The sequence below is a fragment of the Kitasatospora sp. NPDC097691 genome, from assembly GCF_040302665.1.
In the GTDB taxonomy this organism is placed as follows: Bacteria; Actinomycetota; Actinomycetes; order Streptomycetales; family Streptomycetaceae; genus Kitasatospora.
Window position 1 is genome coordinate 1 of the sequence record NZ_JBEORY010000135.1, and the last position, 1,317, is coordinate 1,317.

The following is a 1,317-nucleotide window of genomic DNA, read 5'->3' on the forward strand; positions in this document are numbered from 1 at the left end:
CTGGTCGGCTGACACGGCGATGGGTCGAACGGCGGCGACCATGCGCTCGAGGACGTCGCCGCTGCGTCCGACGGGGAGGAAGTGCTCGGGGGTGACCGCCGCCCGGCTCACGCATCGTTCGCTCTTCCGCGACGAGGGCGATCGGGACACGCTTCTGGCTGGCCCTTGGCTCGTCGATCTGGGCGGCGTCGATCACGCCGCTCGGATCGATCGCGTTCTTTCCGTGGCAGGCGGACATCCCGCTCTGGTGGTCTGGTCATGCCCGGCGGGTGAGGCGGCGCTCCACCGGCACCTGCGCGGCCTCAACGAGGTGATGTTCCCGCGCCGGCCACGTCTTGGGCCAGACGCAGACGCGTTCGTCGAGCCGGCCGGCGCGACGCACGAGCGCCTGCTGTTCCGCCACTGGGACCCGCGAGTGCTGGCCTCGGTGGCGCCTCTGCTCGACGAAGAGCAGGCCGCCCGCCTCCTCGGCCCCTCGCAAGGCGTCGCGCTCGATGCCGGCTACGGACGCGGTGTAGCGTTGATCCGCCGCCCGGAGGGCCTGCCGGATGCGCCGGCCGGACCGCTTCGCTTCACGCCCGAGCAGATCGCCCAGCTCGATGCGCAGTACGCCGAGCGTTTCCGGTGGAACACGGTGGCCTACCTGCGGCGGCACTGCGCGGAGGAACTCGCCGATCTCGACGACCGCACGCTCTTCGCAGGCGTCGTGCGCACCGAAGCGCAGGCGCGCGCCCTGGGGCTGCACGAGGGTCCGCAGCTGCGCAAATGGGCGTGGCTGTGCGCCCAGCCCGACTTCGCGGGGCACGAGGCGGCGACGCGCGCCTTTCTCGCGGATCGTGCGAACGGCCGTGATCCGAGCGCGCGGTTCGAGCGGATGTGGACGCGGATCGTCGAGCGCCTCGATGCCGGGCGGGAGATGTTCTGATGGCCGGTGGCGGCGGACCAAGCGATACTGACGACAACCTGCCTTCGGCGTCCGATGCGCGCTCGCCATCCTTCGACACGCCGCGCATTCGCGATCCGCTGAGTCCGGGGCCGGCGTTCGTCGATCCGTACGGCAACCCCAAGATCGGCGGTGGGTTCGGCGTCGGTGGTGGCGGGCCCGGCAGCGGTGGGGCGCGCGGTTCGAGTGGTTCGGGTAGCGCCGGCGGACGTGCATCAGGTAGCCGCGGGCGAGGACAGAACGCGCGGAATGCAGGGAGCGGCGGCGACAAACAAGCGGACGAACCCAATTGCGATCTGCTGTGCGAAGCTGTTAAGCAACGCCAGTCCAGAAAGAGACGTCGGAGATATGTTGGGAAGACGCCAAACAAAGAC

1 protein-coding gene is annotated in these 1,317 nt (G+C 70.2%); it reads left to right on the forward strand.

What is annotated here, in order from left to right; all coding sequences use genetic code 11:
- Positions 1 to 91 precede the first annotated feature (91 nt).
- Positions 92 to 925 (forward strand): DUF4123 domain-containing protein, encoded by an 834-nt coding sequence (locus ABTY56_RS38660; protein WP_350634379.1) that lies wholly within the window; start codon positions 92 to 94, stop codon positions 923 to 925.
- Positions 926 to 1,317 lie beyond the last annotated feature (392 nt).